General features: G+C 71.0%; 25 protein-coding genes. 16 read left to right on the top strand and 9 right to left on the bottom strand.

Annotated features, from left to right (window positions below):
• Window positions 1-1,086, top strand: a 1,086-nt coding sequence (locus tag BXA11_RS40215; RefSeq protein ID WP_076443213.1) for a pectate lyase, incomplete at its 5' end; no start/stop codon positions are given.
• A 113-nt stretch (window positions 1,087-1,199) separates the two neighbouring features.
• Here the strand turns inward: BXA11_RS40215 and BXA11_RS40210 are convergent.
• Window positions 1,200-2,552, bottom strand: coding sequence for a M20/M25/M40 family metallo-hydrolase (locus BXA11_RS40210; protein ID WP_076443212.1), 1,353 nt, complete (start codon window positions 2,550-2,552; stop codon window positions 1,200-1,202).
• A 249-nt stretch (window positions 2,553-2,801) separates the two neighbouring features.
• On the opposite strand from BXA11_RS40210, the gene BXA11_RS40205 reads away from it, so the two are divergent.
• Entirely contained in the window at window positions 2,802-4,184 is a 1,383-nt protein-coding gene (locus tag BXA11_RS40205; protein ID WP_030511049.1) for an aspartate aminotransferase family protein, read from the top strand.
• Between the two features lie 67 nt (window positions 4,185-4,251).
• Entirely contained in the window at window positions 4,252-5,367 is a 1,116-nt protein-coding gene (gene ald / locus BXA11_RS40200; RefSeq protein ID WP_076443211.1) for an alanine dehydrogenase, read from the top strand.
• 16 nt (window positions 5,368-5,383) lie between these two features.
• Here the strand turns inward: ald and BXA11_RS40195 are convergent, their stop codons facing one another.
• The 3 genes from BXA11_RS40195 to BXA11_RS40185 all read right to left on the bottom strand — a co-directional run bounded on the left by BXA11_RS40195 (window position 5,384) and on the right by BXA11_RS40185 (window position 8,318).
• A complete protein-coding gene (locus BXA11_RS40195) occupies window positions 5,384-6,829 on the bottom strand; it encodes a tetratricopeptide repeat protein (protein WP_030511051.1) in 1,446 nt (481 codons plus the stop codon).
• Between the two features lie 107 nt (window positions 6,830-6,936).
• On the bottom strand, window positions 6,937-8,115 hold the full coding sequence (locus tag BXA11_RS40190) for an urease accessory protein UreH domain-containing protein (protein ID WP_076443210.1): 1,179 nt from the start codon (window positions 8,113-8,115) through the stop codon (window positions 6,937-6,939).
• Between the two features lie 2 nt (window positions 8,116-8,117).
• Window positions 8,118-8,318 carry a hypothetical protein gene (locus BXA11_RS40185; protein ID WP_143737724.1) on the bottom strand — a complete coding sequence of 67 codons (201 nt, stop codon included), beginning with the start codon at window positions 8,316-8,318 and terminating at the stop codon, window positions 8,118-8,120.
• Window positions 8,319-8,576: 258 nt separating this feature from the next.
• Between BXA11_RS40185 and BXA11_RS40180 the strand changes: the two genes are divergently transcribed.
• The 6 genes from BXA11_RS40180 to murQ all read left to right on the top strand — a co-directional run bounded on the left by BXA11_RS40180 (window position 8,577) and on the right by murQ (window position 15,433).
• Window positions 8,577-10,391 (top strand): ABC transporter substrate-binding protein, encoded by a 1,815-nt coding sequence (locus BXA11_RS40180; protein WP_076443208.1) that lies wholly within the window; start codon window positions 8,577-8,579, stop codon window positions 10,389-10,391.
• A 3-nt stretch (window positions 10,392-10,394) separates the two neighbouring features.
• Window positions 10,395-11,402 (top strand): ABC transporter permease, encoded by a 1,008-nt coding sequence (locus tag BXA11_RS40175; RefSeq protein WP_076443207.1) that lies wholly within the window; start codon window positions 10,395-10,397, stop codon window positions 11,400-11,402.
• A 76-nt stretch (window positions 11,403-11,478) separates the two neighbouring features.
• Window positions 11,479-12,387 carry an ABC transporter permease gene (locus BXA11_RS40170; RefSeq protein WP_030511056.1) on the top strand — a complete coding sequence of 303 codons (909 nt, stop codon included), beginning with the start codon at window positions 11,479-11,481 and terminating at the stop codon, window positions 12,385-12,387.
• A 2-nt stretch (window positions 12,388-12,389) separates the two neighbouring features.
• Window positions 12,390-13,421 (top strand): ABC transporter ATP-binding protein, encoded by a 1,032-nt coding sequence (locus BXA11_RS40165; RefSeq protein ID WP_076443206.1) that lies wholly within the window; start codon window positions 12,390-12,392, stop codon window positions 13,419-13,421.
• Window positions 13,418-14,422 (top strand): ABC transporter ATP-binding protein, encoded by a 1,005-nt coding sequence (locus BXA11_RS40160; protein WP_076443205.1) that lies wholly within the window; start codon window positions 13,418-13,420, stop codon window positions 14,420-14,422. Before BXA11_RS40165 ends, BXA11_RS40160 begins: the two co-directional genes overlap by 4 nt.
• Window positions 14,423-14,488: 66 nt before the next feature.
• Window positions 14,489-15,433 carry an N-acetylmuramic acid 6-phosphate etherase gene (gene murQ, locus BXA11_RS40155; RefSeq protein ID WP_076443214.1) on the top strand — a complete coding sequence of 315 codons (945 nt, stop codon included), beginning with the start codon at window positions 14,489-14,491 and terminating at the stop codon, window positions 15,431-15,433.
• Window positions 15,434-15,467: 34 nt separating this feature from the next.
• Here murQ and BXA11_RS40150 read toward each other — a convergent pair whose 3' ends face one another.
• Window positions 15,468-16,367: a MurR/RpiR family transcriptional regulator gene (locus tag BXA11_RS40150; RefSeq protein WP_076443204.1), complete on the bottom strand. Its 900-nt coding sequence runs from the start codon at window positions 16,365-16,367 to the stop codon at window positions 15,468-15,470.
• 243 nt (window positions 16,368-16,610) lie between these two features.
• Here BXA11_RS40150 and BXA11_RS40145 point away from each other — a divergent pair, with 243 nt between their 5' ends.
• Window positions 16,611-18,176, top strand: a complete 1,566-nt coding sequence (locus tag BXA11_RS40145; protein ID WP_076443203.1) for a glycoside hydrolase family 10-like protein — start codon at window positions 16,611-16,613, stop codon at window positions 18,174-18,176.
• Between the two features lie 128 nt (window positions 18,177-18,304).
• Here the strand turns inward: BXA11_RS40145 and BXA11_RS40140 are convergent, their stop codons facing one another.
• Window positions 18,305-19,024 (bottom strand): carboxymuconolactone decarboxylase family protein, encoded by a 720-nt coding sequence (locus tag BXA11_RS40140; RefSeq protein WP_076443202.1) that lies wholly within the window; start codon window positions 19,022-19,024, stop codon window positions 18,305-18,307.
• A 76-nt stretch (window positions 19,025-19,100) separates the two neighbouring features.
• On the opposite strand from BXA11_RS40140, the gene BXA11_RS40135 reads away from it, so the two are divergent.
• Together BXA11_RS40135 and BXA11_RS40130 are read left to right on the top strand one after the other, a co-directional pair.
• Window positions 19,101-19,730 carry a TetR/AcrR family transcriptional regulator gene (locus BXA11_RS40135; RefSeq protein ID WP_076443201.1) on the top strand — a complete coding sequence of 210 codons (630 nt, stop codon included), beginning with the start codon at window positions 19,101-19,103 and terminating at the stop codon, window positions 19,728-19,730.
• 20 nt (window positions 19,731-19,750) lie between these two features.
• Window positions 19,751-20,905: an anhydro-N-acetylmuramic acid kinase gene (locus BXA11_RS40130; RefSeq protein WP_076443200.1), complete on the top strand. Its 1,155-nt coding sequence runs from the start codon at window positions 19,751-19,753 to the stop codon at window positions 20,903-20,905.
• A 42-nt stretch (window positions 20,906-20,947) separates the two neighbouring features.
• Here the strand turns inward: BXA11_RS40130 and BXA11_RS40125 are convergent, their stop codons facing one another.
• Window positions 20,948-21,865, bottom strand: a complete 918-nt coding sequence (locus tag BXA11_RS40125) for an NmrA family NAD(P)-binding protein (protein ID WP_076443199.1) — start codon at window positions 21,863-21,865, stop codon at window positions 20,948-20,950.
• A gap of 168 nt (window positions 21,866-22,033) precedes the next feature.
• Here BXA11_RS40125 and BXA11_RS40120 point away from each other — a divergent pair, with 168 nt between their 5' ends.
• The 4 genes from BXA11_RS40120 to BXA11_RS40105 all read left to right on the top strand — a co-directional run bounded on the left by BXA11_RS40120 (window position 22,034) and on the right by BXA11_RS40105 (window position 24,610).
• Window positions 22,034-22,642, top strand: coding sequence for a TetR/AcrR family transcriptional regulator (locus BXA11_RS40120; RefSeq protein WP_076443198.1), 609 nt, complete (start codon window positions 22,034-22,036; stop codon window positions 22,640-22,642).
• A gap of 51 nt (window positions 22,643-22,693) precedes the next feature.
• A complete protein-coding gene (locus tag BXA11_RS40115; protein WP_076443197.1) occupies window positions 22,694-23,512 on the top strand; it encodes a MerR family transcriptional regulator in 819 nt (272 codons plus the stop codon).
• 430 nt (window positions 23,513-23,942) lie between these two features.
• The gene (locus BXA11_RS40110; protein ID WP_030510442.1) at window positions 23,943-24,188 is read left to right on the top strand and encodes a hypothetical protein; all 246 of its coding nucleotides are present in this window, start codon (window positions 23,943-23,945) and stop codon (window positions 24,186-24,188) included.
• Window positions 24,185-24,610: a type II toxin-antitoxin system VapC family toxin gene (locus BXA11_RS40105; protein WP_076443196.1), complete on the top strand. Its 426-nt coding sequence runs from the start codon at window positions 24,185-24,187 to the stop codon at window positions 24,608-24,610. Before BXA11_RS40110 ends, BXA11_RS40105 begins: the two co-directional genes overlap by 4 nt.
• A gap of 219 nt (window positions 24,611-24,829) precedes the next feature.
• Here BXA11_RS40105 and BXA11_RS40100 read toward each other — a convergent pair whose 3' ends face one another.
• Window positions 24,830-25,309: an ester cyclase gene (locus tag BXA11_RS40100; protein ID WP_076443195.1), complete on the bottom strand. Its 480-nt coding sequence runs from the start codon at window positions 25,307-25,309 to the stop codon at window positions 24,830-24,832.
• A gap of 298 nt (window positions 25,310-25,607) precedes the next feature.
• Window positions 25,608-26,242, bottom strand: a 635-nt coding sequence (locus tag BXA11_RS40095; protein ID WP_076443194.1) for an alpha/beta hydrolase, incomplete at its 5' end; no start/stop codon positions are given.

Here is a 26,242-nt window from a genome sequence, read left to right as displayed (position 1 = left end):
AACGGCGCGAGCAACCAGACCTGGAACCTGTCGGCCCAGGGCAGCGGCTTCCGCCTGGCCGCCGCCAACAGCGGCAAATGCGCCGGCGTCAAGGACGCCTCCACCTCCGCCGGCAAGGCCGTCCAGCAGGAGTCGTGCACCGGCTCCTCCTCCCAGACCTGGGAGCCGACCGCCTCCGGCTCCGACTACCGCCTCGTCAACGCCAACAGCGACAAGTGCCTCAACACCAAGGACAACTCCACCTTCTCCGGCGCACTGGCACAGCAGAACTCCTGCGACTCGGTGTCCACCAAACAGTGGTCGCTCCAGCCGGCCGGCTCCCAGCCCTCATCCACCCCCACCGTCACACCGACCAGGAGCCCGTCGCCCACACCGAGCACCAACCCGACGCCGCCGTCGGGCTGGCCCAGCCCGAACGGCTCGCAGGCGGTCACGAATACGATCAGCGTCTCCGGCACCATGGACGGCGGTCTGAAGCGCTACTACGCCAGCGGTGACATGGGTGACGGCGGGCAGAGCGAGAGCCAGGACCCGATCTTCGAACTGGCCAACGGCGCGACGCTCAAGAACGTGATCGTCGGCTCGCCGGGCGCCGACGGCATCCACTGCCTGGGCAGCTGCACCCTGCAGAACGTCTGGTGGGAGGACGTCGGCGAGGACGCCGCCACCCTGCTGGGCAGCTCGTCGTCGCAGGTCATGACCATCGACGGCGGCGGCGCCAAGAGCGCGTCCGACAAGGTGTTCCAGCACAACGGCCCCGGCACGATGGTCATCAAGAACTTCCAGGTGGACAACTTCGGGAAGCTCTACCGCGCCTGCGGCAACTGCACGAACTCCTATCAGCGGCACGTCCAGATGTCGAACATCGTGGCGACCTACCCCGGCAAGGCGCTCGCGGGCATCAACACCAACTGGGGCGACACCGCGCGCTTCTCGAACATCACGATCAAGAACGACCCCAATCACAAGATGATCGTGTGCCTGAAGTACAAGGGCGTGCCGAAGGGCAGCGAGCCGACGGAGATCGGTAGCGGCGCCGACGGGACGAACTGCATCTACAGTTCCTCCGACATCCACTACCAGTAAGCGCGCCGGCCGGCCCGGAGATCCTCCGGGCCGTGTGTGACGGCGGTGCGAGAAAGGCGGAAGGCCCGGTGGTCCCCCCCAGCCACCGGGCCTTCCCGCGTGAACGATCGGCGTCAGGCCGCGCCGTGCCAGCCGCCGTATTCGGCGAGGAACAGCGCCTCGGTCGTGATGATCCGCTTCAGTTCGTCCAGCACCAGCCGCTCGTTGGGGGCGTGGATCGAGGCGCCGTCGTCCTCGGCGCCGTACAGCAGGATCTCGGCCTTGGGGAACTGCCGGGCGAGGGCCGCGACCAGCGGGATCGAGCCGCCCTGGCCCACCTGGCGCGGCGCCTGGCCGAAGGCGCGCTCCAGCGCACGCTCCGCGGCGTTCATCGCCGGTCCGCCCGGCTCGATCTGGAAGCCAGAGCCGCTGACGAAGTCGCCGAAGGACACCTTGACCCCCCACGGCGCGACCTTCTCCAGGAAGGCCGTCACGTCGTTCAGCGCCTGCCTGGCGTCCCCGCTCGCGGGGATGCGGATCGTGACGCGGGCCCGGGCCACCGCCTGGACCGCGTTGATCGCGCCGGTCACCGTCGGCACGTCCAGCCCGGTCACGGTGATCGCGTACGACGCCCAGAGCCGGTCGGCGAGCGAGCCGTCGCCGACCAGCGACACGCCGTCGAGCACCCCGGCGAGCGCGCGGAACTCCTCGTCGCCGAGAGCCTCGCCGGGGAAGGCCCCCGGTTCGAGCCCGGGCACCCGTACGTTGCCCTGGTCGTCGTGCAGGGCGGTCAGCATGCGCATGAGCGCGGCCAGCGCGTCGGGGGCGGCGCCGCCGAACGAGCCGCTGTGCACGGCCTCGGCCAGCGTCCGGACCTCCACGGTGAACGCGGCCATGCCGCGCAGCGACGTGGTGATCGCGGGGTCGCCCACCTCGGGGTTGCCCACGTCGGCGATGACCATGGCGTCGGCGCGCAGCAGGTCGGGGTTGGCCTCGACGAACGCCTCCAGACGCTCGCCGGCGTACTCCTCCTGGCCCTCGATGATGACCTTCAAACCGACCGGGAACCGGCCGTTGAAGGCGCGCAGGGCGGCCACGTGGGCGATGACGCCGCTCTTGTCGTCGGCCGCGCCCCGGCCGTGCATGATCCCGTCGACGACCGTCGGCTCGAACGGCGGAGTGCGCCACAGGGCGAGGTCGCCGGCGGGCTGCACGTCGTAGTGCGCGTAGAGCAGCACGGTCGGGGCCCCCTCGGGGGCGGGCGCCTCGGCGAACACCGCGGGGAAGCTGCCCTCGATGGGGATCTGCCGGACGTGCGGGAGGCCGGCGGCGCGCAGCAGCCGCTCCACGAGCGCCGCGGCCTCCAGGACCGGGGCCTCGGAGTGGCCGGGGAACGCCACGGACGGGATGGCGACCAGGCGCTTGAGGTCCTCGACCGTCTGCGGCATGCCGTCCTCGACGGCGCGCTCGATCTCCTCAGGTGTCACGGCGTTTCTCCCGGATGTACGTGGATCTTGCCCAGGTTGGCTGGCGGACCCCATTTGACCACAGGTCCGGCGGACCCATCTCCCGGGCCTGGAGGGCCTCAATCTACCGTGACGGATTTCGTTGCCGTTACATGTCGATGTCACGGAATTCGAACTTCTTTCACAGTGACGCCACGTAATCACTTGGCAAAACGCGGAAGTGGCATGCAAACTGTGCAACAGCGACGGATCACCTGAGGGAAGGTTGCGATGACGCGCCCCGACGTACTCAAGGCCGCACAGGACAATCTCTGGATGCACTTCACGCGCCACTCCTCCTATGAGGGAGGGGAGGTGCCCATGATCGTGCGCGGCGAGGGCGCCTACGTCTACGACATCCACGGCAAGCGGTATCTCGACGGCCTCGCCGGGCTGTTCGTGGTCCAGGTCGGCCACGGCCGCGCCGAGCTGGCCGAGGCCGCCGCCAAGCAGGCACAGGAGCTGGCGTTCTTCCCCCTGTGGTCCTACGCGCACCCGAAGGCCGCCGAGCTCGCCGCGCGACTCGCGGAGCTCACCCCCGGCGACCTCAACCGCGTCTTCTTCACCACCGGCGGCGGCGAGGCCGTCGAGTCGGCCTGGAAGCTGGCCAAGCAGTACTACAAGCTCAAGGGCAAGCCGCTCAAGACCAAGGTCGTCAGCCGGGCCATCGCCTACCACGGCACCCCGCAGGGCGCGCTGTCGATCACCGGCATCCCGGCGCTCAAGCAGATCTTCGAGCCGCTGGTGCCCGGCGCGATCAAGGCCCCCAACACGAACCTCTACCGCGCCGACGAGATCTCCGGCTTCCCCGGCCTGGAGAAGGACCCCGAGGCGTTCGGCCGCTGGGCCGCCGACCAGGTCGGCAAGGCCATCGAGATGGAGGGCCCGGACACCGTGGCCGCCGTCTTCGTCGAGCCGGTGCAGAACGCCGGCGGCTGTTTCCCGCCGCCCCCCGGATACTTCCAGCGCCTGCGCGAAATCTGCGACGCCCACGACGTGCTGCTCGTGTCGGACGAGGTCATCTGCGCCTTCGGCCGGCTCGGCACGATGTTCGGCGGCCAGAAGTTCGACTACGTGCCGGACATCATCACCTGTGCGAAGGGCCTGACCAGCGGTTACTCGCCCATCGGCGCCATGATCGTCTCGGAGCGGCTGTTCGAGCCGTTCAAGAGCGGCACCGAGACCTTCGCGCACGGCTACACCTTCGGCGGCCACCCGGTGTCGGCCGCCGTCGCCCTGGCCAACCTCGACATCTTCGAGAGGGAGGGTCTGCTGGAGCACGTCACGGCCAACGAGCCGGTGTTCAAGGCCACTCTCGACCGGCTGACGGACCTGCCGATCGTCGGCGACGTCCGCGGTTCGGGCTACTTCTACGGGATCGAGCTGGTCAAGGACAAGTCCACCAAGCAGACGTTCAACGAGGAGGAGTCGGAGCGCCTGCTGCGCGGCTTCCTCTCGAAGGCGCTGTACGACGCCGGCCTGTACTGCCGGGCGGACGACCGTGGGGACCCGGTCGTTCAGCTCGCCCCGCCGCTGATCTGCGGGCCCAAGGAGTTCGACGAGATCGAGTCGATTCTCCGTTCGGTGCTCACCGAGGCGTGGGCCCGCCTGTAGACCATGGAGCTCGTGCGGCCGGGTAGGGGGCGACCGTGACGAGTGACCGCTTGAAAGGACACAACTCATGAAGATCGGCGTGCCCGCCGAGGTCAAGAACCACGAATACCGCGTCGCCGCCACCCCGGCCGGCGTCCACGAGCTCGTCCGTCACGGCCACGAGGTCGACGTCCAGCGCGGCGCCGGACTCGGCTCCCACATCACCGACGAGGAGTACCTCGCGGCCGGCGCCAAGCTGGTCGAGAGCGCCGACGAGGTGTGGGCCGAGTCCGAGATGATCCTCAAGGTCAAGGAGCCGATCGCGGAGGAGTACCACCGGCTCCGCGCGGACCAGATCCTGTTCACCTACCTCCACCTGGCCGCGTCCCGGCCGTGCACCGACGCGCTGCTCGCGGCGGGCACCACCGCCATCGCGTACGAGACCGTCCAGGTCGGCAACGGCCTGCCGCTGCTGGCCCCGATGTCGGAGGTCGCCGGGCGGCTGGCCCCCCAGGTCGGCGCGTACAACCTGATGCGCTTCAACGGCGGCCGCGGCGTGCTCCCCGGCGGGGTGCCCGGCGTGGCCCCGGCCAAGGTCGTCGTGATCGGCGGCGGCGTCTCCGGTCTGAACGCGGCGCAGATCGCCGTCGGCATGGGCGCCGACGTGACGATCCTCGACGTCAACATCGACCGGCTGCGCTTCATCGACGCCATCTACCAGGGCCGGCTGACGACGCTGGTCTCGACGTCGTACGCGATCGAGCGGGCCGTGATCGAGGCCGACCTGGTCGTCGGCGCCGTGCTCATCCCGGGCGCCAAGGCCCCGACGCTCGTCTCCAACGAGCTGGTCTCCCGCATGAAGCCGGGCTCCGTGCTCGTCGACATCGCGATCGACCAGGGCGGCTGCTTCGAGGACTCCCGCCCGACCACGCACGACGAGCCGACGTTCCGCGTGCACGAGTCGGTGTTCTACTGCGTGGCGAACATGCCAGGCTCGGTGGCCAACACCTCCACCTACGCCCTGACCAACGCGACCCTGCCGTACGCCCTCACGATCGCCGACAAGGGCTGGAAGGACGCGCTGCGCGGCGACGAGGCGCTCGGCCTGGGTCTCAACACCCACGCCGGCGTGCTCACCAACGCGCCGGTCGCGGCGGCGCACGACCTGGCGTACACGCCGGTCGCGGAGATCCTCGCCGCCTGACCGGAGACGTGGGGGATCAGCGCAGTCCGAGGCGGCTGCGCAGATCCCTCGCGGTGCCGAGCACGTGCTCGACCTCGGCCGGGGTGGGCAACGGGGCCGTGCCCGGCCGCAGCAGCGTCGCGCGCACCAGGCCGAGGTGCTCGATCGCGACCCGGTGTACCCCGCTCGCCCGTGCGAGCCACCCCACCGTGTCCGCCGGGCCCACCTCGTCAGGCCCGTCGCCGAGGGGTGAGGCCACTGCGGCGGGATCACCGGTGACCAGATCCCACGTGCCGAGGATCTCGACCAGGTCCGCGGGTTCCGCCGCCGGGTCGCCGCGCCTGCGCGCCGCGGCCACGGCGAGTTCCGCGCGTGCGGCCTGCTCGGGTTCCGCCGGCCGGCTCCAGTAGGGCGGGGCCGGATCGAGCAGGCATTCCTCGGCTTCGGGCGACGCGCCGAGCAGGGGCAGCAGCGTCCGCAGCTCGACCATGGCGCCGTGGTGCCCGCGTTCGGCCGCCCGCCTGAACCAGTGGCGTGCGCCCTTCAGATCGTTGTGGTCCGCGACGAGCAGCAGCCCGAAGCGGAAGGCGGCCTCGGGGTCGTCGGCCGCGGCCTGCCCATACCATTGGGCGGCCGCCGGCTTGTCGTCCATCCGGGCGCAGACGAGGCCGGCCATCCGCCGCGCGTCCGGCCTGCCGGTCTGCGTCGCCCGTTCGAAGCAGGCGCGCGCCGTGTGCAGGTCGCCCCGGCAGAGCGCCATGTCGCCGAGCCGGAAGGCCGCCCCGGCGTGGTCGGCGCGGGCGGCGAGCCGGTAGAACGCCTCCGCGCCCTTCTCGTCGCGGACCGCGTGCAGGAGCAGGGCCATGTGATAGGCGGCCTCCGCGTGGCCGCCGCGCGCCGCGTACTCCCACCAGTGCAGCGCCTCGGCCTCGTCGCCCGCGGCGTAGCCCAGGAACCCCAGGTCGTGAGCCGAGCGCAGGTCGCCGTCCACGGCGGCCCTGAAGTGCCAGCGCCGCGCGCCCATGCCGTCGCCCTGGTCCTCGCAGAGCAGGGCCAGCCGCCGGGCCGCGTGGCGGGAGCCGTCTTCGGCCGCCTGCTCGAACCACTTGCGCGCTCCGTCGATGTCGCCGCGCCGCTCAAGCAGCAGCGATGCCAGGTTCGTCGCCGCGTCGGCGTCGCCGGTGCCCGCCGCCAGCTCGAACCAGCCGATCGCCTCCTCGGTCGTCCCGTGCGTGCGGTGCCACAGCCCCAGGTTGTAGGCGCTGTCGACATTGCCCGCCCGCGCCGCCCGCTCCCACCAGTGCCGGGCGCCCAGTCGGTCGTCGCGCTCCGCGCACAGCCGGCCCAGCCGGTGCGCCGCGTCACGGTCGCCGTCCCGGGCCCTGTCGACCAGGTACGCCTCGGCCGGGTCCAGAGGTTCAGGGGTACGCGGGACCGGTATCCCGGGCCACGCGGTCGCCTCCGTCGCTCCCACTAGTGTCATGGGAGACAGGGTGACACGTAACCGAGTCGTCACGGAGGGTTATTGGCAAGACATTGGGGTGACGCCGGTTCCCGCCCTTCCGGGGCGGGAGTACCCCTGTTCAGGGGTCAGGGGGAGCGCTCGAACCTGACGAAGCCCACGTACATCCCCATGCCGCAGGCGTAACGCAACCGCCCCTCCGGGCGGGCCGCGAGCCGCACCACGCGCTCGCCCGTCACGGGGAGCACGACGTCGTGGCCGTCGATCGCGAGCGTGCGCGTGCAGCCCCGGTTGTCCTTGGTCCTGAAGGCGATTTCGACGGGCCGGCCGGCGGCGGCGACGGCGATCCCGGGCCGGAATCCTTCCGCGGTCGCCCAGACGGTGAGCCGCTGCACGCCGTCCGTTCCGGTGAGGGCGCGTCCCGCTGCGGCGGCGGGGGAGCCGAACTGCGGCACGGGCAAGTCCGGCAGCCAGCCGCCGAGCCGCAGCCCGGAGCCGACCGTGAACAGCCCGGCGGCCAGGGCCGCGATCCCCGCCAGCGCGGCCAGCCTGGCCGAGACGAGCGTGCGCAGCAGCAGTCCCAGGGCGGCGAAGGCGGGCGCCGTGCCGAGGGCGAGCCCCGCGAGCGCGGCCGCGCCCCCGAGCGCGGAACCCGCGCCGACGGCCACGACCTCCATGCCGATCGTGACGCCGCAGGGTACGAAGATCGTGGCCATGCCCAGTGCCGCCGCCCGCGCAAGAGCCGGGGAGCGGGCGCCGGTACCCGGGGAACCGGTCCCGCGGGCTGCGCTGTCAAGCGGTGGGCTGGGGGCGCTGTCCAGTGGTGGGCTGGGGGCGCTGTGAAGTAGTGGGCTGGGCGCGCTGTCCAGTGGTGGGCTGGGTACGCGACCCGGTGGTGCGGCGCCCTGTCCGTGCCCGTCGTCCGGACACACGCATCCGTCGGGGTCGCCGCGTGCCGCGGCGGGCGCCTTCCTTTCTGGTGCGCAGCCCGCCTCGCGGCGGCGGAGCATCCGTACGGCGAGCACGACCACCGCGGTTCCGGCGGCGACGAGCAGCGCCGCGCGGGTGCGCGGGCCGACCTGGACGGCCGCGCCCGCCAGTCCGAGCAGCGCCCCGAGGGCGGTGTGGGCGGCGAGCCTGCCGGTCAGGAACGCCGCCACCGGCGCGAAGCCGCGGGACGGGCCGCTGCGGTCGCCGGGCCGGGCGACCAGGCCGATGAGGAGGCCGCCCTGGACCGCGGTGCATGACGCCGTGCCCGCGGCCAGGCCTGCGGCGAGGCCCCCGGCGAACAGGGCGGCCGCGTTCACGGTCAGCCGGTGAGCGCGAGGTCGTCCAGCGCGCCGGTCTTCGCCGCCTCCACGAGCGAGCCGAGCTGGTCGAGGCTCATCTCCACCTTCTGGCCGAAGTCATCGGTGATGACGACCTGACGCTCCGCCGGGGCGGAGGCGTCCACAAACAGCTCGGGGCAGCCGCAGCTGCAGTTGCCACAGAATCGGGCGATGGACTTCACGCCGGTCCTCCTCGTGGGGCGGGGTGCCTTTGCTCGCAACGTAATGTGATCGCATGGCGGCGACCAGTAACAGTTCGCTGACCGGCCGGAGAGAAGACCGCCACTCCCGGCGCCCGATTGCGGCGCTCGGTTTCGCCGTGATCCATATGAAGGAAAGTTGCAGAACACTCACGAGTTTTGCAGTTTATTGACCTGCGCTTGGGCCGCCGCGTAAGGTCCGGTCAAGATCCGCATCAGAACAACCCCCCGGAGCGGTCAATGAAACGTCTGACAGCGGTCGCGGCGTTGCTCGGCCTCGCCGCCGTCGCGGCATGCAGCGGCGGCGGCACGAGCGGGAACTCCACAGGCGGCGGTGGCGGCGTCTACACCACGGTCGACATCAACAAGCCGTCGCTCGACGTCAACGCGCCGATCAACCCGTGGAACCCCAAGGGCAACGCGTTCTGGGGCTACAACGCGATGAGGATCGCCTGGGCGAAGAACACCCTCACCGACCCGAACCAGTTCTACCCGGGCATCGCGGCGAGCTGGGACATCGCGCCGGACAACTCCTCCATCACCCTTCACCTGCAGCCGGGCAACAAGTGGTCCGACGGGCAGCCCGTCACCGCCGAGGACGTGAAGTTCTCCATCGCGCTCGCCTACACCCAAGGCAGCACCGCCTTCGCGGTCGACCCCGGCGCGGCCGGAGCCGCCTCGGACGTCGAAATCGTCGACGACAAGACGATCAAAATCACGCAGGACATGAAGAACCCCAGTGTCACGTTCGTGCGGGGGGTCATGGACGCCTTCGTGGTGCCCGAGCACGTGTGGCAGAGCGTCGTTCCCGCCGGCTTCTGGGACACGCTCACGGCCGCCCGCGGCGACGGCCCCGAGGCCGAGGCGGCGCGCGGGCAGGTCAAGGCGCTGTCGGAGAAGGTGCTCGCGTTCGCTCCGGCCCAGGACGTGTCGGCCGGCCCGTTCGTCCTCAAGCGGATGAACCCCGGCGAGGCGCTGCTGGTGAAGAACAAGAACTTCTACAACGCCGCCAACGTCGCGCCCGACCAGCTCAAGCTGCTCAACACCACGGGGAACGAGCAGATCTGGAACTACCTGACCTCCGGCACGCTCGACAACGCCCCGTTCACCGCGGTGCCCGCCGACGTGATGAAGCGCATCAAGGCGACGCCCGGCAACCAGGTGATCAAGGGCTACTCCCCGGTGGCCGTCGCGCTGGCGTTCAACCAGGCGAAGAAGCCGTACGACAACGTGCACGTGCGGCGCGGACTGGCGTACCTGATCAACCGGGAGGAGGTCACGCAGATCGCCTCTCCCGAGGGCGGCACGGCGGCCGTGACCACTTCGGGCATCCACCAGAAGGCCGCCAGGGAATGGCTCGGCGCCGAACTCGACGCGCTGGAGCCGTACGCGCTGGACCCGGCCAGGGCGGACAAGGAGTTCACCGAGGCCGGCCTCCAGAAGAAGGACGGCAAGTGGGCGCTGGCCGACGGCAAGCCGTGGAAGGTGACGATCCACATCCCCGCACCGTTCTCCGACTGGGTCTCCGCGGCCAAGGCCATCACCAGCCAGCTCGCCACGGCCGGCGTGGACGCCGAGGTGGTGACCACGGCCGACTATCCGCTCTACCTGTCCGAGCTCAACGAGGGCAAGTACGACCTCGGCTTCTGGCTCATCGCGCTCGGCCCCGCGCCGTACAACATCTTCCAGCGCCTGTACGGCTCCTCCAACGGGTGGAACATCCTCGGCGGCAAGGTCAAGCACTCGTCCGCGGGCAAGGACGGCAACTGGATGGGCGGCCCCGAGACGATCGACGTCGAGGGCGTCGGCGCGGTCAACCCCGGTGAGCTGACGGCCCAGCTCAACAGCGTCACGGGTGACGAGCAGAAGGCCGTCATCGCCAAGCTCGCCAAGGCGGCCAACCAGGATCTTCCGGTGATCCAGCTCTGGGACTACGTGAACACGCAGTTCGTCAACACCAACCGCTTCACCGGCTTCCCCGAAGACGAGAGCGACCTGCTGCGCCAGCCCTCCGGCGTCTGGATCCAGCTCGGCCTGATCAAGAAGAAGCAGTAGTCCATGGCGGTTCTCCTCCGGCGGCTCGCGGGCCACGTGGCCCGCGGGTTCGTCATGATCCTGGTCGTCACGACGATCAGCTTCCTGATCATCAGGAGCGTCCCGGGCGACCCGCTCGCGGCCCGCTACCAGAAGCTCGTCGAGCAGGGCATGGCCCCCGACGCCGCCCAGCGCGCGGTCGAGGCGCTGTACGGCTTCACGCCGAAGGGCGGCCTGTGGGAGCAGTACCTCGACTACATGGGCGGCCTGGCCCACCTCGACCTCGGGCAGTCGCTGTCCGTGCCCGGCGCCGGCGTGTCCACCGTGCTGTTCTCGGCCGCCAAGTGGACGGTGATCCCGGTGCTCGCCGGGACGCTGCTGAGCTTCCTCGCCGGTGTCGTCATGGGCGTCTACGCGGCGATCAAACGGACCGGCGTGCTGGGCGACCTGCTCGCGATCTCCGGATCGCTGCTGCACGGGGTCCCGCAGTATGTGCTGGCGCTGCTGCTGGGGGCGATCTTCACCACGCTGGTCCCGATCCTCCCCGCCGGGGGGACGGCCGACATCATGATCGACCCCGGCTTCACCGCCGACTACATCGGCTCGCTGGTCCAGCACGCCACCCTGCCGGTCGTCACGTACGCGCTGGCCGGTTACGGCGGGTGGATTCTCGCGATGAAGTCGAGCGTGGTCACCGTGCTCGGCGACGACTTCATCCTGGCCGCCGAGCTGCGCGGGATGAAGCGGTCGATCATCTTCCGTTACGTCGCGCGCAACGCGATCCTGCCGCTGTTCACGATCCTGGCGCTCTCGCTGGGCCTGCTCTTCGGTGGCGCGATCTTCATCGAGCGCATCTTCAACTACCCGGGCCTGGGGCTGATGCTCATCGACAGCGTCAACAACCGCGACTACTCGCTGATGGGCGGGGCGTTCCTGCTCATCACGACGGCGATCGTCGTCGCGAACATCGCCGCCGACCTCCTCTACACGGTCATCGACCCTCGGGTACGCAGCGGAGGGGAGGCGGCATGAGCGAGCGGAGCGAGCGAATCAGTCAACACAGCGCGCTTCGCTCATGCGACCCCGAGCCGCGAGGCGAGGGGGTGGCATGAGCGCGACCATCGTGCCGGAGGCGGAGGCGGGGGCCGCCGCGGCGATCCGCCGCAACTTCTGGCGGGGCGTCTGGCGGGTCATGCGGCGCAAGCCGAGCCGGATGGCCGGGGCGCTCATCCTCGCGGTGTTCGCCCTCATGGGGATCCTCGGGCCGATGCTCTACCCCGATCCCCTGCCCCGCGACACGAGCGCGCTCTACGCGTCGCCGAGCCTGCGGCATCCGTTCGGCACCGACTTCGAGGGCACGGACGTGCTCGCCCTCGTCGTCACCGGCACCCGGTACGTCCTGCTCACCGCCGTCGTGACGGCCGTCATCACGGTCGTCGTCGGCGCGGGCGTCGGGCTGTTCGCCGGGTTCCGGCGGGGCCGCTGGGACACCGTGCTCATGCGGTTCACCGACATGAAGCTAACGATCCCGGGGCTGCCGCTGCTGCTGGTGCTGTCGACGGTCTGGAAGTTCACCGCCGCCGTCGAGATGGGCCTGGTGCTCGGGCTGCTCGGCTGGGGCGGTGTGGCCCGGGCCGTGCGGTCGCAGACGCTGTCGCTGCGCGAGCGCGGCTTCATCGAGGCCGCCCGGGGGCTCGGCCTGTCCACGACGCACATCGTCGGCAGGGAGCTGCTGCCCGGCATGGCTCCGTACATCGCGATGAACGCGCTCATCGCGGTTACCGGCGCGGTCTACGCGCAGGTGGGCCTGTTCTTCCTGGGGGTGCTGCCCTTCGAGGCGAACAACTGGGGCGTCATGCTCAACCTCGCCGTCTTCGGCGGCGGCGCGCTGACCACGACGGCCGCGCTGCCGTACCTGCTGGCGCCGCTGCTGGCGATCCTGCTGCTCACGCTCGGCATCGTGCTGGTCGTGGACGCGATGGACGAGATCTTCAACCCCCGGCTGCGTGAGGAGTGAGCATGGCTCCCGAGCAGAGTCCTCCCGGCGCGCGGATCCGCGGGCTGACCGTGGTCTACCGCACCCCGGCCGGCGAGCTGCCCGCGGTGTCCGGCGTCGACCTCGACCTCGCGCCCGGCACGATCACCGGGGTCGTCGGCGAGTCGGGATCCGGCAAGTCCACGCTCGCGCTCGCGCTGCTCAACGCCGTGCAGCCGCCCGGCAGGATCGCGGCGGGCAGCGTCGAGATCGACGGACTCGGCGACGTCGTCGCGCTCGGCGGCGAGGGGCTGCGCCGAGCCCGGGGACGGCACGTCGGGTACGTCTTCCAGGCGGCGCAGAACTCCCTCAACCCGCTCAAGACGGTCGGTAAGCAGGTGCTCGACCTGGGCCGCTCCCACGGCGTCGAGGACGTGCGCGGCCTGCTGGCCGACGCCCGCGACCTGCTCGGCCGGATGGGCCTGGACGGCGCCCGGGTGCTCGACTCCTACCAGCACGAGCTGTCGGGCGGCATGCGTCAGCGGGTCGGCATCATGCTGGCCCTGGTGCTGAACGCCCGCCTCGTCGTGCTGGACGAACCCACGACCGCGCTCGACATGATCACGCAGGCGACGATCCTGCGCATCGTGAGGGAGGTGCACGCCGAGCGCGGGCTCACCACGCTCGTCATCACCCACGACCTCGGGGTGGTCGCCGAGGTCGCCGACCGGCTCGCGGTCATGTACGGCGGGCGGGTCGCCGAGCAGGGGCCCACCCGGGAGGTGCTGGCCGGGCCGCGACATCCGTACACGCGGGGGCTGCTCGGGGCCATCCCGCGACTCGTCGGCGACATCGGCGAGGCGCACGCCCTGCCGGGCCGACCGCCGACGCTGGCCGACATCCCGGCCGACGGGTGCGTGTTCCGCGAGCGCTGCCCGCTGCGCATGGACGTGTGCGAGACCGGCCGGCCACCGGTGGTCGTCTCGGGCTCCCGGTCGGCGGCCTGCCACGCCGTACGGGACGACGACGGGGACAGACCGGCCGTGGCCGCCGCGACGGGGGAGGACCAGGCGTGATCGGCGGGATCGGCATCACGAAGACGTTCCGGCAGCGAGGCGGCGTGCTCGGCGCCCGGGAGGTGCCCGCGCTGCGCGGCGTGGACTTCGCCATTCCCAAGGGCGGCGCGGTCTCGTTCATCGGCGAGTCGGGCTGCGGCAAGACCACGCTCGGCCGGATCATCGCCGGGCTGGAGACCTGCGACTCCGGGGAGATCGTCATCGACGACGTGGCGATGTCGTCGCTGAGCCACCGCAGGCGGCAGCCGTACTTCCGCCGGGTGCAGCTCATCCACCAGGACCCGTACTCCGCGCTGAACCCGACGCGCACGATCCACCAGGCCCTGGCCGCGCCGCTCGCGCTGCGGGCGAGGCAGACCGGCAGGCCGCGCTCGTGGGCGGACGAGCGGGCCCGGGAGCTGCTCGGGCTGGTCGGGCTCGACCCGGGCTACGTGCTGCCGCGCTATCCCCACCAGCTGTCGGGCGGCATGCGCCAGCGCGTGGTGATCGCTCGCGCGCTCACCGTCGATCCCGAGGTCCTGGTCGCCGACGAGGCCGTCTCGATGATCGACGTGTCGCTGCGCCTGGGCATCCTCGCGCTGCTGAAGGACCTGCGCGAACGGCTCGGGGTGAGCGTGCTTTTCATCACGCACGACGTGGCGACGGCCCGCTACATCGGCACCGACGGCGAGCTGTACGTCATCTACCGCGGCCAGGTGGTCGAACGCGGCCCGGTCGAGACCGTCATCTCGGCCCCGGTGCATCCCTACACGCAGGCGCTGCTGTCGGCCATCCCGGTGCTGCACGGCCTGGAGTCGCCGGGCGAGCAGCGGGTCGTGCCGGTGGAGGCGTCGGGGGAGCACCCCGACGGGTGCCTGTTCGCGCCGCGCTGCCCGTTCAGGACCGAGCGGTGCGAACGCGAGCGGCCCGCGCTCGGCCGGGACGGCGGCATGCCGCAGGAGCACGCCTGCTTCCATCCCGAGCGCCGCAGCGTGGTCGCCCTGCCGGTGAGCCGCCGGTGAGGAGTCGTTCCGGACGCGTACGGCGAGCGGGGGAGGCCGGAGATGGAAACCGACGACAGGGACAAGATGACTGACCCACTGACGGGCCTGTCCACCGAGCACAGCGAGTTCGGCACCGAGCTCTACACCGAGCAGAGCGATCCGCGTTATCGCGACATCGACCGGCTGCCGACCGAGGAGATCGCCCGCCTGATGAACGTGGCCGACGCCACGGTGCCCGGCGCGGTGGCCACGGCCGTTCCGGCCGTATCGGCCGCCATCGACGCGATCGCGGGCCGGATGGCGCGGGGCGGACGCCTGTTCTACGTGGGGGCGGGGACGTCCGGCAGGCTGGGCGTGCTCGACGCCTCGGAGTGCCCGCCGACCTTCGGCACCGACCCCGAACTCGTGCAGGGCGTCATCGCGGGCGGCGAGGCCGCGCTGACCCGGTCGGTCGAGGGTGCCGAGGACGACCACGACGGCGGGGCGGCGGCCATCGCCGACCGGGGCCTGGGCCCGCTCGACTCGCTCGTGGGGATCTCCGCCAGCGGTCGGGCGCCGTTCGTGCTAGGGGCGCTGGACGAGGCCGCGCGCCGCGGTGCGCTGACCGTGAGCCTGTCCTGCAACCCGGGGTCGCCGCTGTCGGAGCGGGCCGAGCACCCGATCGAGGTGGTCGTCGGCCCCGAGGTGGTGGCCGGCTCGACTCGGCTCAAGGCGGGGACCGCCCAGAAGCTCGTGCTCAACATGATCTCCACGATCGCGATGATTCGGCTCGGCAGGACGTACGGGAACGCCATGATCGAGGTCTCGGCGGTGAACGAGAAGCTCACGCGCAGGGCGACGCGGATCGTCGGCGACATCACCGGCGCCGGGGCCGCCGCCGCGCGGGGCGCGCTCGAGGCGGCGGACTGGAACGTCAAGGTGGCCGTGCTGATGATCGAGCGCGATCTCGGCCCGGACGGCGCACGGGCGCTGCTGAAGGCCAACGGCGACCGTCTGGAGGCCGCCCGCCGCGCCGGTGGGGCGGCGTGAACGGGGCGCTTGGGGGGTGAGTGAGGAAGGGGACTCAGGCCGAGCGGGCGCGGCGGTGGGCGTCGCCGAGATAGTCGGCGAGCGCGTCGCGGGTCGCCCGTAAGGCGGCGTCGGAGGTGTCGAACGTGCGCTGCGCGACGCCGACGAAGACGCAGTCGACGATGAGCAGCTGGCTGATCCGGCTGGCCAGCGCGCCCGGCCGGAACGCCGTCTCGCGCCCGGCGGAGATCATGACGTGGTCGGCGAGTCCGGCCAGCGACGAGCGGGGGTTGTTCGTGATGGCCACGACCGTCGCGCCGGCCTTGCGGGCGACCCGCGCCGGGCCGAGCACGTCGGGCGTCTCGCCGGTGCAGCTCACTCCGACGGCCACGTCTCCCTCGCGCAGCAGCGCGGCGCTGGTGAGCGCGAGGTGGGCGTCGGTGAAGTAGTGGCCGGGCAGCCCGATCCGCATCAGTTTCTGCGCCATGTCGGCCGCGACGAGGCCGGAGGCGCCCACGCCGTACACGTCCACGCGGCGGGCGCCGGCGACGGCGTCCACGACCGCGCCGAGGCCGTCGGGGTTGAGCTGGGCCGCCGTGTCGGCGAGCGCCTGCGACTCGGCCCGGGTGACCTTGGCGATCACGTCGGTGAGGGGATCGTCCGGGGCGAGGTCGCCGGGCACGAGCCGCTCGGGGGTGTCCCTGGCCACGGCCGCCGCCAGGGCGAACCGCAGCTGGGAGTAGCCGGCGAAGCCCAGCGCCCGTGCTGTCCGCACGATCGTCGCCTCGCTGATCCCCGAGACCGCGCTGATCTCCGTGATGGTGCTGCGGGCCACCATGGCGGGGTCGTCGAGGATGAGGCGCGCGATGGTCTGGGCGGCAGGGGTGAGCGAGGGCAACACCGCGCGCACCGTCGCGATCGGGTTGACCGGTGCGGCGCCCTCGTTCTCGTTCATCACCTGCAGCCTCTCCTGTGCGCGATCAGCTTAGATCCGTGCGTCCGCCGGTGCGGGACAACGGACCAGAAGTCCACATGTCGAGACATGTACGGCGTGACCTGGATGCCCGCCGACGTCTCCCGTGAGGACCTCTTGGGGCAGATTACACGTCGATGACACTTTCTTTTATCCGCATTGATCTGAAAGTAAGTTTCTGCCAGTGTCGTGATCGCCGAATCCCCCCGGCCTTCGGAGGTCCGATTGAGCTCCCCCTCCCGGCGTGCCGTGCTGCGCGGCCTGGCCCTTTCCGCCGCGGCGTCGGCCGTCCCGCTGCCGGCCCTCGCCGCATCCCCCGCATCCGCCCTCCCCGCCCCTCCCGCCGGGTACGTCCCGCCGCTGCGCCAGATGCGCGGCATGTGGATCGCCTCGGTCGTCAACATCAACTGGCCGTCCACGACGGGACTGACGCCCGAGAAGCAGCAGGCCGAGTTCGAGGCCTGGCTCGACCTGGCCGTGGCGCGCCGGCTCAACTCCGTGTTCGTGCAGATCAGGCCGACCGCCGACGCCTTCTGGCCGTCCCCGTACGAGCCGTGGTCGCAGTACCTCACCGGGGTCCAGGGGCAGGACCCGGGCTACGACCCGCTGGGCTTCGCCGTCGAGGCGGCCCACCGGAGGGGGCTGGCGTTCCACGCCTGGTTCAACCCCTACCGCGTGTCGATGCAGGCGGACCCGGCCAAGCTGCACCCCGACCACCCCGGCCGCCGCCATCCCGAGTGGATCGTCCCGTACGGCGGGAAGCTCTACTACAACCCCGGCATCCCCGAGGTCCGGGCGTTCGTGCAGGACGCGATGATGGACGCCGTCACCCGCTACGACATCGACGGCGTGCACTTCGACGACTACTTCTACCCGGTCAACACCACGGCGTTCGACGACGGCGCGGCCTACGCGGCGTACGGCGCGGGCTTCCCCGACCTGGCCTCGTGGCGGCGCGACAACGTCGACCTGCTGGTGCGGGAGATGCAGCAGCGCGTGCGGCAGGCCAAGCCCGAGGTGATCTGGGGCATCGGCCCGTCGGGCATCTGGCGCAACAAGGCCACCGACCCGCTGGGCTCCGACACCAGCGGCGGCCAGTCGTACGACAACCTGCACGCCGACACCCGCGGGTGGGTGAAGAAGGGCTGGCTCGACTACATCGCGCCGCAGCTCTACTGGTACATCGGCCAGTCGAACGCCGACTACGCCAAGCTGGTCCCGTGGTGGTCCGGCGTGGCCGCCGGCACCGGCGTGCAGCTGTGGATCGGCCAGGCGGCGTACAAGGCGGGGACGGCCGGGCAGCCCACAGAGTGGTTCCAGCCGGACGAGCTGTCCCGGCACCTCACGCTCAACCGCGACCATCCGGAGGTCGGCGGGGACATCTGGTACAACGCCGCCGACGTCCGCGACGACCGGCTCGGGTCGATCGGCGCGGTCGTGAGCGGGCACTACACGCGTCCGGCCCTCGCGCCGCTGCTGCCCAGGCTGGCGGGCGGCGAGCCGCCGCGTCGTCCCGTGCTCGCCTCGGCCCGCCGCGTGAGCGGGGGCGTGGAGCTCCACGTCGAGGCCACCGGACCCCGCGCCCCGTTCCAGTTCGCCGTCTTCCGGTTCGACCGGCCCGCCCGGCGGCAGGACTTCGCCGACGCGGCGCACCTGGTCGCGGTCGTCCCGGCGGGCAGGCACGTCCGCTGGGTCGATCCCGGCGGCGCGCCCGGCCACCGCTACCACGTCACGGCGGTCGACCGGGCGTCCCGCCAGAGCGAGCCGAGCCAGGAACGCATGGCGCACTAACAAGGCGCGTTAACAGGGTGCGTTAACAGGGTGCGTTAACAGGGTGCGGCGAGCGTCGGTCCACGCGGTCAGGCGGCGCGGGCCGTGGCCGTTACGGCCTCGGCAGGCTCGGCGTGCGTCGGCGGTCGTCAGCGGACGGGGGTGAGCTCGGCGAGACAGGCGTTGAGCGCCTTCCACGCCTGCCATGCCCGGGTCGCCCCGAACTGCGCGTTGAAGCGCAGCACGGCCCGCACGTCCTCGTGGGTCGCACCGGCCCCCAGGGCGCGGCCGACGTGGATGCGGAACGTCTCGTCCAGCGTCTGGTAGTGCACGTCGACGCTCATCGTCATGAACGCCCGCTCGCGGATGCTCAGCGTGCCCGGACCCTGGACGCCCCGCATCCGCGACTGGAGGTCGAAGTACTCCAGGAAGTACGGGTCGAGCTCGGTCAGTTCGGCCCGCACCGGCTCGGGCAGCGGGGTCGCAGCCGCCCCTGGGCCGGTCTCCAGCAGCTCGCAGGGCAGCGGTTCCGCGTCCGGACGGGGAAGCCCGGCTGCGGCCTCGATCTCGGCGAGCCGCTCCAGCGCGCCCAGCGCCGCGACATAGCCGCTGTCGTAGGAGATCAGGCGCAGCAGCGCCCGCATGTCCGCGGTGGACACGCCGCGCCGCAGCCCCGCGCGGACGTGCATCTCGAACGGGAACCCGAGGGCCGGCTGGCAGATGTCCGCCACCAGGGCGAGGAACACCTTTTCGCGGTCGGTCAGCTCGGGCACCGCCCAGCAGTGCCCGACGCTGGCGGCCGCCATCTGGGCGAACACCGGGTCCATCTCGTTGATCATGTCGAAGTCGGTTGAAGCGTGGACGGTCATAGGGATCGCTCCTTGGGTAAACGGTTGTAGCGCTACGACTGTAGCGTGATGACCGTCCTCGTACAATGGGGTGGTCATGGAATCCACCACGCCCCCGACTCCCGCCGCCCGCCGCCGTCCGAACGCGCGGGGGCAGGGCGAGCGGCTGCGCGAGGAGATCGTCGCGGCGGCCATGCGCATGCTCGACGAGCTCGCCGACGACGAGGCGCTGTCGCTGCGTGCCGTGGCGCGCGAGGTGTCGATCGCGGCCACCTCGGTCTACCTGCACTTTCCCGACCGCGACGCGCTCGTGCTCGCGGTGCTGCGGCGCTGTCACGAGGAGCTGGTGCGGACCGGTGACGAGGCGGACGCGGCGCAGGAGGACCCCGCGGCGCGGCTGCGCGCCCGCATCCTCGCGCAGACCGCGTGGGCGCACGAGCATCCGGGCCTCTACAAGGTGCTGCACGAGAGCGCGGTCCACCGGCGGCTCGGCATGCCGTTCAAGGAGGTGCTGGTCGCCAGGACCACGGAGGCGGTCCGGCGCTGCATGGACGCCGGGGTCGCCCCGCCTGACGACGCGGCGACCGTCGCGATCGACCTGCGCACGGCGGTGAACGGCATGCTGTCGCAGCGGATCAACGAGCCCGACCTGTCCTGGCCGCCCGCCGAGGAGCAGATCGACCGCTTCCTCACCAAGCTCGTCGGCCTCCCGCCGAGAGCCGGCTGAAGAATCCTCGCGAGGCAGGTGTGCGCGTACTCGGACTGATGTCGGGAACCTCCCACGACGGGATCGACTGCGCGCTCGTCCGCTGGTCGCGGGACGGCGACCTGCTCACCGGTGTCGTGGAGCACACCGGCACGGTGCCGTACCCGCCTGAGCTGCGGGCCTCGATCGTCGCCGCGCTGCCGCCGGACCGCACGGACATGGGCGAGGTCTGCCGCCTCGACACGCTCGTGGGCCGGGCGTTCGCCGAGGCGGCGGCGGCCTGCCCGGCCGCCGACCTCGTCTGCTCGCACGGGCAGACGATGTACCACTGGGTGGAGGACGGGCGCGTGCGCGGGACGCTCCAGCTCGGGCAGCCCGCCTGGATCGCCGAGCGGCTCGGTGTGCCGGTCGTGTCGGACCTGCGGGTGCGCGACGTGGCCGCGGGCGGCCAGGGCGCGCCGCTCGTGTCCGCCTTCGACCTGCCGCTGCTGTCCGGGCTGCCCGCGTCGGCGGGGCGGGCCGGCGCGCTGAACCTCGGCGGCATCGCCAACCTCACCGTGTGCGAGCCCCCGCTCGCCTACGACACCGGCCCGGCCTCGGCGCTGACGGACGCGGCCGTGCGCGCCGCCACCGGCATGCCGTACGACGAGGACGGCAGGCTGGCCGCGGCGGGGAAGGTCCACGAGGGCCTGCTGGCCGAGTTGCTCGCCGAGCCCTACTATCACCGGCCGCCGCCCAAGACGACGGGCAAGGAACTGTTCCACGCGGGCTATCTGGACCGGATCGCCGGGCCGTACGCGCTGGGCCTGGCGGACCTGGTGGCGACGCTGACGGCGCTCACCGCCGAGACGGTCGCGGCGGAGATCCGGTGCCACGGGCTGGGCACGGTCGTCGTCTCCGGCGGCGGTGTGCGCAACCCGGCCCTGATGAGCGCGCTGCGCGAGCGGGCCCGAGGTGTGCGGCTATTGCCGAGCGACGACCTCGGCGTGCCCTCGGACGCCAAGGAGGCGATCGCGTTCTCCTATCTCGGCTGGCTGACGGCGCACGGCCTGCCCGGCACGGTGCCCGCGTGCACCGGCGCTGCCGGGCCTCGGGTGCTCGGCACCATCACGCCGGGCCGCGGGCCGCTGCGGCTGCCGGAACCGCTCGCCGCGCCGCCCCGCCGCATCCGCATGAGCGGGGTCGCGCCTGGGTGAGGCGCCGGAATCGGTGACGGAGTATCGGCGGCGACGTCCTGATCAGCCGACGGCTTGGCCGAGCACGGCGCGATGCGTCTCCGCCCACTTCCTGAAGCCGGTCAGGGCGACGCCGTAGGAGGCGAGCGCGTCGATCGAGGCGTGGTATCCCACCTCGTTGAGCCATTCCTCGCCGCGGACGACCGCCTCCGGACGACCCGCGGCGACGGCCTGCCGCGCGGTGAGCGAGACCGCCCTGACGGTCCGTTGTGTGACGGCGGCGATCGCGGCGGCCACTTCGTGCATGGTCAGCGCTTCGGCGGCCAGTTCGATGCTCTGTCCGGAGAAGCGGTCGGGACGCTCGAGTGCCGCGGCGGCGAAGGCCGCGACGTCACCGGCGCTGATCATCTGCACTCTGACATGCCGCCCGACGGCAGTGACGATCTCATCCCGGGCCAGTTCCGGGAACATCAGCGGCGCCTTGGGCGGAATGAGATTCTCCATGAGGAACGACGGCTTGAGGATGGTGTAGGCGGGCAGGCCGCCTCCGCGAACGGCTTCCTCGATCCGGTGCTTGGTCTCCCAGTACTCCTCGTTCCAGTGGCCGCTGCCCCAGCGGGGCATACGGGAGAGCTGGCCGGTGCCCGCCACAGAGGTCTGGACGAAGTGCCTGACGCCGGAGCGCTTGGCCGCCTCGATGAGGAAGGCGGAGTTTCGCAGCTCGGCGGCGTCGTCTCCGGGTTCGCGGAGCGGCACCGCGAACACGGCGGTCATGCCGTCGAGTGCGGCTTCGACCGCGGCCGGGTCGCCCAGGTCGCCGACGGCCACCTCGGCGCCCATCTCGGTCAGGCGGCGGGCGCGGGCGGGTTCGCGGGTCAGGGCGCGGACCCGGTGGCCGCGGCTCAACAGGCCGCGCACCGCGGCCGACCCCTGGGTGCCGGTCGCTCCGACGACCAGGACCGAATGCCGTCTGTCGTCCATGACCTTCCTATCCACCTCGCTGTGTGGCCGCTCGCGCGGCCGGTAGGGACGCCGACCGGCAAGCCCATTAAGCGGACCATGTGGTCATGTTAGAGCCTCGCATAAGCGGACCGCATGGTCAACTTGTGTTAGGGTCGTCGCGGAGAACGGTTGGGAGCGAGGTGACAGGTGCCGGCCGAATCGCAGACACGCCCCCCGCGAGCCGACGCCGTCCGCAACCGCGAGTCGCTGCTCGTCGCCGCGCGTGAGGCGTTCGCCGAACACGGCATGGATGTGTCGGTCTCCGAGATCGCGCAGCGCGCAGGCATCGGGAAGGGCACGGTCTTCCGCCACTTCGCGACCAAGGAGTCTCTGACGGCCGCGATCGTGTCCGGACGGCTCGACGAGCTCGCGGTCACAGGGCGCACGTTGCTGGAGGCCGCGGACCCGGAGGCGGCCCTGCTGGAGTTCATGACGGCGGGGGTGGAGCTGCACGTGAGCGACCGTTCCTTCTGCCAGGCGGCGACCACTGACGTCCGCAGGGATCCGGTGGTCCGCGCCGCCGCCGACCGCCTGTCCGGGGTCGCGGAGGCGCTCACCGACCGGGCGAGAAGGAAGGGCGTCATCCGCGGGGACATCACCGGGCAGGATGTGATCCGGATGCTGACGGCGGCCTGCCAGGCCGCCGCCCCGGACGAGGACGTCACGGGGGCGTGGCGCCGTTACCTTCACCTGATCTTCGACGGCCTGCGAGCTGAGGGAGCGCGCCCCCTGCCGCCCCTGCCACCCACTGCCTGACAGGCGGCGCTTGACCCTGACACCGTGTGAGGCGCTGGAATCGGCCGCATCATGTTCACGATCGGAGACTTCGCCAGGCACGGCCGCGTGTCGGTCCGCATGCTGCACCACTACGACGCGATCGGGCTGCTCCGCCCGGCCCGCGTCGATCCCGCGAGCGGCTACCGCTTCTACGAGGCGGGCCAGCTCGCCCGGCTCAACCGGATCACCGCGCTCAAGGACCTGGGCTTCACCCTCAGGCAGGTGCGGGACATCCTGGACGAGCAGGTGAGCGCCGGGGAACTGCGCGGGATGCTGCGGCTGCGGCAGGCCGAGCTGGAGGCGGCGATGGCCGCCGCGGCGGACCGGCTGGCCCAGGTCGAGGCGAGGCTCCGGACGATCGAGAGTGAGGGACAGATGAACACCGATGACGTGGTGGTCAAGCGCATCCCCGCCGTCCGGGTGGCGGAACTGAGCGGCGTGGCGCGCAGCTACGAACCCCGGGACATCGGCCCGGTCGTGGGCCCGCTGTTCCAGGAGCTGTGCCGCAGGCTGGACGAGGCCGGGGTGACCCCGGTGGGGCCGGGGATCGCCTACTACGAGGACGCTCCCGGCGGCGACGGAATCCTCGCGCACGCGGCGATGCCGGTCGCGGTCGCGCCCGAGGACGGTCACGACTTCGCGGTCGTGGACCTGCCCGCGATCGAGCGGGCGGCCACGATCGTGCATCGCGGCCCGATGGACGACGTCCTTTCGACCGAGCAGACGCTGGCCCGGTGGATCGCGGACGGCGATCACCGCTCCGCCGGGTACGCCAGGGAGCTCTACCTAGAGGCCGGGGAGGATCCCGCCGGGTGGGTCACCGAACTCCAGGAGCCGCTCGCCGGTTAGGGAGACACGACCTAGTAGTGCTTTGTCAGGTGATCAGGGTGGTCGTTGAGAGCAGGACCGCGACCACCCGGAGGCGCCGCCGATCCGACGACCCCGCCCCCGTCGGTCACCTGTTCAACGGGATCAAAGCCCTCGGCTACCAGGGCAGCCCGAGCGCGTGGCGGCGGCGGGTGCGTACGGCCCCCAGGGCCGCATGCGCAAGCCCGCCAGGCCGCCGAACGTGCGCAGGCCAAAAGTATGCAGCTCTGCGGAGCTGCACTGTCAGCTTGGGAAGTCTTTCAAGATCAGGCATCCTGAGCTGGGGAACTCTGACGTGGGCATCCGGCGGTCGAGTTACCGTAAGTCTCCGCGGCTTCCCGCTTATCGCCAACCGAACGGGCACGCCACCGTGTTCCTGCCGCTAGCGAGATCGCCAGCGTAGACTCGGAGCATGAGCGCTGGGCATGCGCATGAGGAGCTTCATCACCTGGTTGACCGGCTGTCGCCGGACCAGGCGGGCCGGCTGCTGCGGTTGGTCAAGACAGACCCGGAACTCGCTGAGGCCGCGAACGAAGATCTGCCGGAACCGGTACGGCGTCGCCGGCTGTCGATCGCGGGGATCGGCGCATCCGGAGAGGGCGATCTGTCAGAACGGGTCGAAGATCTGCTGGCGGAGCGATTCAATCGGTCGGTGTGACCGCTACGCTCCTGGACACAGGGCCGCTGATCGCCGTTGTCGATCGCGATGACAAGCACCATGCCTCGTGTGTGCGCCTGCTTGAGCAGCTGGAAGGGCCGTTGCTCCTTCCTACGACCATCCTGATCGAGGCTGGTTGGACGATCAACAGGCACATGGGACCGGCCGTACACGCGCAGTTCCTTGATCTCGTCACGGAAGAGTTCGAGCTGGTCGATCTGCTTGCCGCTGACGTTCGACGTATGGCCGAACTCGTCCGGCTTTACAAAGATGCTCGTCTCGACCCTGCCGATGTATCCGTGGTCGCAGTCGCCGAGCGTCTGGGAATCACACAAATCGCGACGATCGACCGGCGCGATTTCGGCCTGATCCGGCCCCGGCATGTGGCGGCGTTCAGGCTGCTGCCGGAGGTGCTCGCTTAGATCTTGGAGCGGGTGACGGGAATCGAACCCGCGCTGTCAGCTTGGGAAGTCTTTCAACACCATGCGGCCTGAGCGCGGAAACACTGACCTGGGCGTATGCCGGTGGAGTGACCGGGAGTCCCTGTGATTCCCCGCTGCTTGCCGACCGTACGGGCACGCAGCGGGCACGCTGGCGGAGGCTGCCGCAGTAGAGTTCGAACTCTCGGCCGGCAAGCGGACTTATCCACCGAATCGGGCGATCCGCTGTAGGAGGGGCTTCGCGGTGGCCGACTCGTCTCTTGACAAGTGCAAGCCGAGCTGTGTGTACAGCTCCAACTGGTCGAAGTACTCCCGGTGCGTGACGATTTTTCCGTTCTCGACGAACGAGGCGCAGGTGCCGCGCAGAGTGATGCGGCGGCCTGTCGCTTCCAGTTCCTGCCCGTCGGGCAGCAGAACCGGTCCGGTGTGCGTGCCGGTCCCCGTCCATTCGACCATCATGGGGTTGTCGGTATCGGTGGCCTCGTACCACACCGCCAGGTGGAGGTCCGGAAATCCCTTGAAGAATTGCTCAAAGAACCACGCGATCTGTTCGTGTCCCTCTGCCAGCCCTACGGGAGAGACGAAGACGGCATCCTCGGCGAAGAAATCAAGCATTCGATGCACGTCGTGGTCGTTGATCGCGTCGGCCAGCCCGCGCTTAATCTCCCACTTGTCGACCATGGCCGTAACCTCTCCGTGGTCGGAAAATAGACCCTTTTATCACACTACCCACGGGTAGGCCGACTATGGACCACGAGGCCGTCGCGGACAGGCCAGGGGCTGCCTAGCAATATCCCAGCCAGGGCACATTCGTATAAACCCTTGCCGCGCTCGCCGATCGCATCTCCTGCTTGCCCGCGAGCGGCAACCCTCGGAGCCGTGGGGAAGCGGTTGGGGCCCGCCGGCCGCAGTGGACGGCGACCGGCGGGCGGTAGGGGCAGCCGGGCTCACGCTCCGGCTGGAGTCCGCGCCGGCCGGCTCAGGGCAGGCTGAGTTCGTGCCTGATGAGCTGGGCGAGTGCGGAGGGCTGCGACAGGAAGGGAGAGTGCGAGCTGTTCAGCCGCAGCGTCCTGTCGGCGCGCTTCGCGAAGAGTTCCTGGACGAAGGGCGGGATGGCGCTGTCTGCTTCGCAGATGATGTAGGTGCTCGGAATCGTCTGCCAGGCGACCGCGGTCAGCTTCTGGGTGGTGGCGGCGTAGGACTGGTAACCCAGGGCTGCCGCCGCCTTCTCGGCAACGCTGCTGTCCACGTCGCCGTAGAACACCTCGACCGGGTTCGCGACGGTCAGGAAGTCGCCGACACCCTCCTGCCGGTGAAACTCCCACCAAAGTGCCGGGTCGCCGCCCGCGCTCGACAGCAGGGAGTCTCCTGCGTCGAGCTGGAACGCGGCGAGGTAGACGATGCTCTTGACGTTGGACGCGTCGGCGAGTGCCTGCGTGGTGGGGACGCCGCCGTAGGAGTGCGCGACGACGACCACGGGGCCGCCGATCGCCTCGACCGCGGCCCTGATGGCGGCCGCGTCGGAGTACATGTCGCCCAGCGCCTTGGGATCGTCGCCACACGAGGTGAGAGCCACGGTGTGGACATCGATGCCGGGCAGGTCATCGATGAGGA

This window comes from Microbispora rosea (assembly GCF_900156315.1).
In the GTDB taxonomy this organism is placed as follows: Bacteria; Actinomycetota; Actinomycetes; order Streptosporangiales; family Streptosporangiaceae; genus Microbispora; species Microbispora rosea.
Note: the sequence above shows the minus strand (reverse complement) of the source record. Positions and strands in the feature narration are given on the sequence as shown.

What these genes read in the sequence shown, in the direction of transcription:
- BXA11_RS40170 (WP_030511056.1), top strand. Translation starts at nt 11,479, where the DNA reads ATGAGCGCGACCATCGTGCCGGAGGCGGAGGCGGGGGCCGCCGCGGCG.
- BXA11_RS40175 (WP_076443207.1), top strand. Translation starts at nt 10,395, where the DNA reads ATGGCGGTTCTCCTCCGGCGGCTCGCGGGCCACGTGGCCCGCGGGTTC.
- BXA11_RS40205 (WP_030511049.1), top strand. Translation starts at nt 2,802, where the DNA reads ATGACGCGCCCCGACGTACTCAAGGCCGCACAGGACAATCTCTGGATG.
- BXA11_RS40150 (WP_076443204.1), bottom strand. Translation starts at nt 16,367, where the DNA reads ATGAACGAGAACGAGGGCGCCGCACCGGTCAACCCGATCGCGACGGTG.
- BXA11_RS40180 (WP_076443208.1), top strand. Translation starts at nt 8,577, where the DNA reads ATGAAACGTCTGACAGCGGTCGCGGCGTTGCTCGGCCTCGCCGCCGTC.
- BXA11_RS40195 (WP_030511051.1), bottom strand. Translation starts at nt 6,829, where the DNA reads ATGACACTAGTGGGAGCGACGGAGGCGACCGCGTGGCCCGGGATACCG.
- BXA11_RS40165 (WP_076443206.1), top strand. Translation starts at nt 12,390, where the DNA reads ATGGCTCCCGAGCAGAGTCCTCCCGGCGCGCGGATCCGCGGGCTGACC.
- BXA11_RS40115 (WP_076443197.1), top strand. Translation starts at nt 22,694, where the DNA reads ATGTTCACGATCGGAGACTTCGCCAGGCACGGCCGCGTGTCGGTCCGC.
- murQ (WP_076443214.1), top strand. Translation starts at nt 14,489, where the DNA reads ATGACTGACCCACTGACGGGCCTGTCCACCGAGCACAGCGAGTTCGGC.
- ald (WP_076443211.1), top strand. Translation starts at nt 4,252, where the DNA reads ATGAAGATCGGCGTGCCCGCCGAGGTCAAGAACCACGAATACCGCGTC.
- BXA11_RS40140 (WP_076443202.1), bottom strand. Translation starts at nt 19,024, where the DNA reads ATGACCGTCCACGCTTCAACCGACTTCGACATGATCAACGAGATGGAC.
- BXA11_RS40125 (WP_076443199.1), bottom strand. Translation starts at nt 21,865, where the DNA reads ATGGACGACAGACGGCATTCGGTCCTGGTCGTCGGAGCGACCGGCACC.
- BXA11_RS40135 (WP_076443201.1), top strand. Translation starts at nt 19,101, where the DNA reads ATGGAATCCACCACGCCCCCGACTCCCGCCGCCCGCCGCCGTCCGAAC.
- BXA11_RS40110 (WP_030510442.1), top strand. Translation starts at nt 23,943, where the DNA reads ATGAGCGCTGGGCATGCGCATGAGGAGCTTCATCACCTGGTTGACCGG.
- BXA11_RS40100 (WP_076443195.1), bottom strand. Translation starts at nt 25,309, where the DNA reads ATGGTCGACAAGTGGGAGATTAAGCGCGGGCTGGCCGACGCGATCAAC.